7 protein-coding genes are annotated in these 8,104 nt (G+C 62.7%); 1 reads left to right on the top strand and 6 read right to left on the bottom strand.

Annotation, left to right across the window (positions count from 1 at the left end):
* On the top strand, window positions 1-1,251 hold a 1,251-nt coding region (locus tag ACZM96_RS08295; RefSeq protein ID WP_489488478.1), incomplete at its 5' end, for a sigma 54-interacting transcriptional regulator.
* Between the two features lie 229 nt (window positions 1,252-1,480).
* Here ACZM96_RS08295 and ACZM96_RS08300 read toward each other — a convergent pair.
* The 6 genes from ACZM96_RS08300 to ACZM96_RS08325 all read right to left on the bottom strand — a co-directional run.
* On the bottom strand, window positions 1,481-1,933 hold the full coding sequence (locus tag ACZM96_RS08300; RefSeq protein WP_489488480.1) for a GNAT family N-acetyltransferase: 453 nt from the start codon (window positions 1,931-1,933) through the stop codon (window positions 1,481-1,483).
* An 84-nt stretch (window positions 1,934-2,017) separates the two neighbouring features.
* Window positions 2,018-3,361 (bottom strand): malic enzyme-like NAD(P)-binding protein, encoded by a 1,344-nt coding sequence (locus tag ACZM96_RS08305; RefSeq protein WP_489488482.1) that lies wholly within the window; start codon window positions 3,359-3,361, stop codon window positions 2,018-2,020.
* 15 nt (window positions 3,362-3,376) lie between these two features.
* Window positions 3,377-4,486, bottom strand: coding sequence for a pyridoxal-phosphate-dependent aminotransferase family protein (locus tag ACZM96_RS08310; RefSeq protein ID WP_489488483.1), 1,110 nt, complete (start codon window positions 4,484-4,486; stop codon window positions 3,377-3,379).
* Between the two features lie 942 nt (window positions 4,487-5,428).
* Window positions 5,429-6,898, bottom strand: coding sequence for an Asp-tRNA(Asn)/Glu-tRNA(Gln) amidotransferase subunit GatA (gene gatA / locus ACZM96_RS08315; RefSeq protein ID WP_489488484.1), 1,470 nt, complete (start codon window positions 6,896-6,898; stop codon window positions 5,429-5,431).
* Window positions 6,899-7,192, bottom strand: a complete 294-nt coding sequence (gatC, locus tag ACZM96_RS08320; protein WP_294488225.1) for an Asp-tRNA(Asn)/Glu-tRNA(Gln) amidotransferase subunit GatC — start codon at window positions 7,190-7,192, stop codon at window positions 6,899-6,901.
* A 128-nt stretch (window positions 7,193-7,320) separates the two neighbouring features.
* Window positions 7,321-8,104 (bottom strand): type 1 periplasmic-binding domain-containing protein (locus ACZM96_RS08325; protein WP_489488485.1); only part of this gene is annotated, 784 nt, incomplete at its 5' end.

The following is an 8,104-nucleotide window of genomic DNA, read 5'->3' on the forward strand; positions in this document are numbered from 1 at the left end:
TCGTTCATGATCATGATGCTGGTGAACATCAAGCGCATACGTTGCCGCATCATTCAGCTGCGCAGTTCCAAGGATCGTTTCGGACGCATCCATTCGACCATTCAGATTTACGACAACGCCATCAACAACTGGATATCCAAGATAGGCGACATCGAACAGCGCAAGCAGTCGCAGGACATCATCCGCGGGGGCATCCGCACGAAGAATCCGGTGTTCAACCAGCTGGTGAAGGATATCGAACACGTGGCGCGTCACTCCACGGCGCCCATTCTGCTTTCCGGGGCCACGGGCACGGGCAAGACCATCATGGCGCGGCGCATTTACGAGCTCCGGCTCCAGACCGGCATGGTCACCGGGCCGCTGGTGGAAGTGAACTGCGCCTCCTTTCGCGGCGATTCGGCCATGTCGGCGCTGTTCGGGCACGTGCGCGGAGCCTTCACGGGCGCGACGTCCGAGCGCAAGGGCATGCTGGCCATGGCGCATTCGGGCATTCTTTTCCTCGACGAAGTGGGAGAACTCGGCCCCGACGTGCAGGCGCTGCTGCTCAAGGCCGTGGAGGAAAAGAGGTTTTTCCCCTTCGGTTCGGACAAGCCGGTGTTCAGCAATTTTCAGCTCATCACGGCGACCAATCGGGATCTGTTCAACGACGCCCGCAACGGCAAGTTCCGCACCGACCTTTTTGCGCGCATCAACCTGTGGTATTTCCGTCTGCCGAGCCTTCGGGAGAGGCCGGAAGATATCGAGTCGAACATCGACTACGAACTCAAGCGGCTTTCGGAACAGCGCGGCATATTTGCGGACTTTCTTCCCGAGGCGCGTGAGCTCTATCTCGATTTCGCCCGCTCGCCGGAAGCCGCGTGGCCGGGCAACTTCCGCACGCTGTCGAGCAGTCTGGAGCGCATGCACACCTACGCCTTTCAGGGCATCATAACGAAGGAGACCGTGGAAAAGGAAATAGCCTATCTGCGTTCCCTCTGGCGGCGGCGGATGGAAAAAATAGAAGGCGTGGAATTCCCGCTCATTGCGCGGGCCTCCCATCTCATAGACCGGGAGCTCGACCTTTTCGACAAGGTGCAGCTTGAAAAGGTGCTCGAAGTCTGCCTTTCCTGCAATCGACGCTCCGAAGCCGGACGCCTGCTCTTTGCCAGCTCAAGACTCCGAAAGACCAGCGCCGACGATACCGCGAGACTCAACAAGTATCTGCGTTCCTTCAATCTGTCGTGGGAGAGCGTGAAAAGCCTCGAAGAATGACGGCATCTCTCCGCAAGACGAGCCGCGAGCGGAAAACGCGGGCGCTCCCTCGGCAGGAAACGCAGACAAAGCGTCAGCGGAAAACGCAGACCATCCGCCGTCAGAAAAGCAGACGCCCTGCCTGCGGAAAAGCAGGTGATCCGCCCGCAGGCAATGCAGAGTTCCGCCCCGCCGAAACGCAGGCGACCGCGGCTGCCTGCTGAAGCGGCAGACGGGGAAGGGCGCGTGCTCAGGCCGGAAGGTTCTGCCGGAGGTATATCATGTCGCGGAGCACCTTGCCGTCTTCCACGATGGGACGATCGTAGTTCTTTACGAAGAAGTCCTTTTCCACATGGGAGAAGGTGAAGCCGCAGGCTTTGTAGAAGCCGAGCGTGGCCTCGCTTTCCCCGGTGCCCACCTGCAGCATGCCTTTGCCGCGGTAGCGGTTCAAAAGAAAAGCGATCATGTCGCGGCCGAGGCCCTGCCTCCGCAGTTCCGGGGCGACGGCGATGTTCTTGAGCTCGTACAGACCGTCGTCTTCCTTCGTGACCACGGCCGCGGCCGCGGCTTCATCCTTTTCGTCGAAGGCCACGAAGAGCTCGCCGCGCTCAAGGTAGCGCTCTATCATGTTTTCCTGTTCGTCGGCTTCCAGAAGCAGGGGAAGAAACCGTTTTTTGTGGTGTTCTATGAGGCGTATGATCATGAAAGCTCCGTGCAGTAAAAAGGGCGCGCCCATGACGGACGCGCCCCGGTTCACGAGAAGCGGGACGTTCCCGCCCCGTCCGAGTTATTTGTTGTAGCTTTCCCAGTAGGAAGCCATGCGGGCCTTGGCCTTGTTCATGCGTTCGCGCAGCATGACGCGGTAGGCTTCCACGCTGCCGCCGATGTCTTCCATGCTGCCGCGGGCCACGCCGCTGTCCACGGCGGCCTTGGCCACGGCCGGGGCCACCCATTCGATGATGCGCGGATCAAGCGGCATGGGAATGATGTATTCCGGGCCGAAGGTGAAGTCGCGGCCGTGATAGGCGGCGCGCACGTCTTCGGGCACGGGTTCGAGGGCGAGATCGGCAAGAGCGCGGGCGGCGGCGATTTTCATTTCTTCGTTGATCTTGCTTGCGCGCACGTCGAGCGCGCCGCGGAAGATGAATGGGAAGCCGGACACGTTGTTCACCTGATTGGGATAGTCGGAACGGCCCGTGCCCATGATGGCGTCGGGACGCACGGCCTTGGCCTCTTCATAGCTGATTTCCGGCACGGGATTGGCGCAGGCGAAGATCACGGGATTTTCGGCCATGCCCTTCAGCATGTCGGGCTTGAGGGTGCCCGGGCCGGAGAGGCCGAGGAAGAGGTTGGCGCCTTCCATGGCGGCGTAGAGGGTGTCGGCAATGGACGCGCCGGGGGCGGGTTCCTTCTGGGCGAAGGTCATCTGCACGTCGGACAGGTCGGTGCGGCCCGTGTGGATGAGCCCCTTGATGTCGAACATGGAGATGTTTTCCTTCTTCACGCCCATGGAGGCGTAGAAGCGGGCGCAGGCCATGCCGGCGGCTCCCGCGCCCATGACGACGATTTTCATGTCGGCGATGTCGCGGCCCGTGATGCGCGAAGCGTTCATGAGCGCCGCGCCGGTGATGACCGCCGTGCCGTGCTGATCGTCGTGGAACACGGGAATGTTCATGGATTTTTTCAGCTCTTCCTCGATGTAGAAGCATTCCGGCCCGCGGATGTCTTCGAGGTTGATGCCGCCGAAGGTGGGTTCGAGGGCCTTCACGATGTCGATGAGGCGATCGGGATCGGAGCAGTCGAGTTCGATGTCGAAGGCGTCCACGTCGGCAAAGAGCTTGAAGAGCATGCTTTTGCCTTCCATGACGGGCTTGCCTGCGAGAGGTCCGATGTTGCCGAGGCCGAGCACCGCGGTGCCGTTGGTGACCACGGCCACGAGGTTGCTGCGGCCGGTGAGCTTGGCGGCTGCGGCTTCGTCGGCCACGATGTCGCGGCAGGCTTCGGCCACGCCGGGGCTGTAGGCGAGGGTGAGGTCGTCCTGAGTGGTGGCCTTCTTGCTGGGCATCACTTCAATTTTGCCGGGACGGGGCAGGCCGTGATAGCGGCGCACGTCTTCCTTGGTGTAGCTCATGCATCTGATCCTTTGTTATTTTGAGAGAACATCTTTCATGACGGCGAGGGCCGAGGTCATGGCTTCGGCGTTGGCCTGGGTTCCCATGTGCCCCATGCGGAACACCTTGCCGGCGAGCGGGCCGAGGCTTCCGCCCACGTACAGACCGCGTTCGGCCAGGGCGACGCGCCAGTCGTTCCAGGCCCAGCCTTCGGGCACGCGGATGGCGGTCACGGTGGGGGAATTCACGGCGTCTTTTGCGGGCCACAGCGAGAGTCCGAGAGCCTGCACGCCTTCGCGGCACTGACGGGCCACCGCTTCATGACGGGCGAACACGTTTTCGAGACCTTCCTTTTCCAGAGCGGAAAGCGAAGCGTCCAGCGCGGCCACGCCCCACCAGTTGGGCGTGTAGGGGAAGCGCATGGGGTCTTCGATGGCGTGATCGAAAGGACGAATGGCGTCGTAGCCGGTGTAGTTCACTTCGCGCACGCGCTCCCACGCGGCCTCGCTCACGCTCATGAAGCTCATGTCGGGCGGGCATGCCAGGCACTTCTGCGAGCCGCCGAGCACGCAGTCGGCGTTCCATGCGTCGGCATGTACGGGCGCGCCGCCCGCGCTGGCCACGGTGTCCACCACCAGGAAGGGAACGCCGAGATCCTTCTTCAGACGGCCGAGCTCTTCCAGCGGATTCAGCGTGCCGGAAGGCGTCTCGCAGTGAACGGCGGTCATGAGCACCGGATGATGCTCCTTGACGGCGTCCTTCACCTTTTCCAGCGTGGAAGCGGAAATGGTCTTGTCGTAGGGCTCGGAAATACGCACGGCCTTGCAGCCGATCACTTCGGCCATGTCGGCAAAGCCGTCGCCGAAAACGCCTGTGCCCACCGTAAGCACCGTGTCGCCGGGCTTCAGCAAGCTCTTGAGCGCGCCCCACAACACAAGCATGCCTTCGCCCGTGCCCATGAGCACGTCTTCCTTCGTGCCGAGCACTTTCTGAAGCCGCACGCGTACCGACTTGTAAAGTTCAAGATATTCCGTGCCCATGCGCGGCGGCGCATAGTCGCGCGAAAGCGCGCGGGCAACATCGGGATGAACGGAAACAGGGCCGGGATAAAAAGGCATGGCCGCATAGGGCTTGAAGCTGTTCATATCATGCGCGGAAAGCAAAACTCATGAACGGAGAAGACGCTTTTCCGCTCATGGTTGCCTTCCCCGCCCCCTCCCTTCCGGGAGAATTCGCCGGACGAATCCCTCCGTCCGTACCTGAAACATAACAAGCGTTTTCGTGGAAACCCCACGCCCTGTCAAGGCCCTTTCCATTCCCCGCCCCGGAAAGGCGGGAAAGGCAGGAAAGGCATGCGGGGGAAATAATTCCCCCCGCGCCCCCCTGATTCCGCCGACGGCTTCGCCCTCGGCGGGGCGGGAGTGTGCAGGCAGAGCGCGTTGCTTATGGCTGCGGCTGGGCAGAAAGTCATGTCCGCAGAGGGCGGAGTGATTGGCAGGCGCTGTTCGGGCCGCGGACGCAGTGCAGGTGTGTCCTCACGGACCCACCTGCGGTGGCCGACTCCTGTCCGTCTTCGCCGGACAGTCGTGTCAAAGGAAGAGATTTCCAGATGTTTTTTTTGGGGGGAGAAAACGTCGAGAGCCGTCCATGCCGACCGGAAAATGTTTTCTCAACGCTCGGGGGTCGCGATCTGCCTTCAGGCAGTCGCGCCGACGGCAGCAAGTAGCCGGAATTCATTTCCGGCGTTAAACGCAGCCGCCGTCGTTCAAGTCACGCAGACCGTACAGCGTGTCTTGTGCTGCGGGACCCGGCCGAACGTGTCGAAGGCAGTGCGTTTCAAATGTTGAAAGCGGGGAAATCGGCGCGTGTGGCAACGCAGAGAGGAACGCGGACAGAAAGAGGAACGGAGCAGAAGAAGGCAAAAGATCAGACAGAAAGACGGGGGAAGCGCTTCCGCACACCCAAAAATGCTGCGGGACGGACCCGCGAGGGTTCGTCCCGCAAATTATGGGGGTTCGGGGGAGATTATCTCCCCCGATGCCTTTCCTGTCTTTCTTGTCTTTTCTGCCTTTCCGCCTTTTCTGCCTTTACACAGGGGCGTGCTGGTTATGGGTGCCGAGGGCGCGGGTGAGCTTGTCGCCGGCGAGGAAGAGTCGGCCTTCGTCGAAGGCGCGGCCCATGAGCTGGATGCCGACGGGGAGGTGACCGCTTTTACCGACGGGGATGGAGAGGCCGGGGAGGCCGGCGAGGTTGAGGGACAGGGTAAAGATGTCCATGAAGTACATCTGGAGCGGGTCGTCGGACATGTGGCCCATCTGCCAGGCGGGGACGGGGGAGACGGGGGCGAGGAGCATGTCGCAGGCATTGAGGGCGTCGAGGTAGTCCTGCCGGATGAGTCGGCGCACCTGAGCGGCCTTGCGGTAGTATGCGTCGTAGTAGCCGGCGGAGAGCACGTAGGAGCCGAGCAGGATACGGCGCTGCACTTCGGGGCCGAAGCCTTCGGTGCGGGAGCTCGTGTACATGTCTTCGAGGTTTTTGGGATTGGCGGTGCGGTGTCCGTAGCGCACGCCGTCGTAGCGGGCGAGGTTGGAGCTGGCTTCGGCGGCGGCGAGAATGTAGTAGCTGGCGATGGAGTATTCCGTGTGGGGCAGGGAGACTTCCACCACCTTGGCGCCGAGTTCCTTCGCGGTTTCCACGGCCTTGTTGCAGGCGGCGGCCACTCCTTCGTCGAGGCCCTTGTGTCCGAAGAACTCGCGGGGCATGCCGAGGGTGAGGCCGGAGAGGTCGTTCTGGCTGGTCATGGCGGCGTGGTAGTCGGGCACGGGCACGGGGGAGGAAGTGCTGTCGCGTTCGTCGTGACCGGCAATGACCTGGAGCACGGCGGCGGCGTCTTCCACGGTGCGGGCGAGCGGGCCCACCTGATCGAAGGAGGAAGCGTAGGCGAGCAGTCCGTAGCGGGACACGCGTCCGTAGGTGGGCTTGATGCCGACGCAGCCGCACAGGGAGGCGGGCTGACGGATGGAGCCGCCGGTATCCGAGCCCAGGGAGGCGAAGCACTGGCAGGCGGACACGCTGGCGGCGGAACCGCCGCTGGAGCCGCCGGGCACGCAGGAAACATCCCAGGGATTGGCGGTGGTCTTGTAGGCGGAGTGTTCGGTGGTGGAACCCATGGCGAATTCATCCATGTTGTTCTTGCCGAGAATGACGGCTCCGGCCTGTTTCAGGCGTTCGACCACGAGAGCGTCGTAGGGGGAGAGGAATCCTTCCAGAATTTTCGAGGCGGCGGTGGTGGGGAGGCCCTTGAGGGTAATGGCGTCCTTCACGGTCATGGGCACGCCCCAGAGAGGCTTGTCGGAGAGGTCGGCCGGGCGATTTTTGTCCATGTCGCGGGCCTGTTCCAGGGCCTCTTCGTCGCGGCGGGCGAGCAGGGCGTTGATTCTGGGCTCGGTTTCGTTGATGCGCTTGAGGCAGGCGGCGGTGAGTTCTTCCGCGCTGGTTTCGCCGCGGCGCACGGCGTCGCGGGCCTCGCAGAGGGAGAGTTCAAACAGTTCGGCCATTTATTTTCCCTCCACGATACGGGGAACAATGAAGAACGCGCCGTCGGTGGCGGGGGCTCCGGCGAGAATGTCGGCGCGGTCGCAGCGGCGCACGGCAACGTCGTCGCGGAAGGCGCATTCATGAATCACGGGCGAATACAAAGGTTCCACGCCGGTGGTGTCGAGTTCGGAAAGTTTGTCCATGTAGGCAAGAATGCTGGAGCACTGCTGCGCCATTTCCTCCTGCGCGGCGGGATCCGGGGCCAGCCGGGAGAGGCGGCACAGGTGCAGAAAGTCGTTTTTGTCGAGAGACATGCTGTTTTTTCTCTTTTACAGGGTGGTTTGTTCTGTCGAAACTGGCGCGTTGACGTCGGCGTCGGGGGCGCTGAGTGTTTCGCGCGGGGAAGTTCCGCACAGCGATTTTGGCGTTGCGCGGAACATGGTTACTTGCTGAGGGAATCCACGAGCTGATCGAAGCTCACGGGCCGCTGAGGAGCAGCGGGCGCGGCGGGTTCGGAAACGGAGAGGTCGCCGGAAGCGAGGCGGTCTCTGATCGTCTGCATGTCGGCCGGAATGTGTCCGGTGGACGCAGGCTGGAACAGGAACAGCTGACGGCTGGCCTTGCCCGAAGCGTCCCAGCGCATGGGCGCGGAAGCCCAGTCCAGGGAAGGCGCGGAGGCCAGGGCGCGGTTGAGCTGAGCGGGAGTCCAGCCGGGCTGCAGATTGAGGGCCGCGGCGAAGCGCACGAAGTCGAAGCCCAGGGCGGACCAGTCGTCGGTGCGCTGATTTTTGGCGGCCATGGCGTTGCGGAAGGCGCTCACGCCGGGGCCGGAAAGTCTGTCGTTCCACACGCCGGGGAAGATGGTGAGGGCGAAGGTGGCGGCGTTGTTGCGGCTGGTGGGTCCGAGGCTCTGTTCCCAGATGGAGGTTCCCATCATGAGACGGTTCTGCGCGCCGCTGTAGTGCAGGCTGGAGACGAGCATGTCCATGTTTTTCCAGCTGTCGGGCAGGAAGATGGCCTGAAAGTCGGCGGTGGCCACGGGAATGCTGCCGCGCTGCGAGCCCACCTGCGTTTTCACGAAGGCGCCGGCTTCCTTGGGCCAGGCGTTCATTTGACCGGCGGTGTAGGAGCCGGAGGTCACGGAGTAGCCGCGGGCGGCGGCTTCCTGCATGAACAGGTCGCCCATGCGCTTGCTGTAGGAATCGCCGGGACTGAACACCCCGAAC

The sequence above is a fragment of the Mailhella sp. genome (genome assembly GCF_057866825.1).

Excerpts from the sequence above, each read along its gene's own strand:
- ACZM96_RS08305 (WP_489488482.1), bottom strand. The coding sequence starts at position 3,361 with ATGAGCTACACCAAGGAAGACGTGCGCCGCTATCACGGCCTGCCCCGT.
- ACZM96_RS08310 (WP_489488483.1), bottom strand. The coding sequence starts at position 4,486 with ATGAACAGCTTCAAGCCCTATGCGGCCATGCCTTTTTATCCCGGCCCT.
- gatA (WP_489488484.1), bottom strand. The coding sequence starts at position 6,898 with ATGGCCGAACTGTTTGAACTCTCCCTCTGCGAGGCCCGCGACGCCGTG.
- gatC (WP_294488225.1), bottom strand. The coding sequence starts at position 7,192 with ATGTCTCTCGACAAAAACGACTTTCTGCACCTGTGCCGCCTCTCCCGG.
- ACZM96_RS08300 (WP_489488480.1), bottom strand. The coding sequence starts at position 1,933 with ATGATCATACGCCTCATAGAACACCACAAAAAACGGTTTCTTCCCCTG.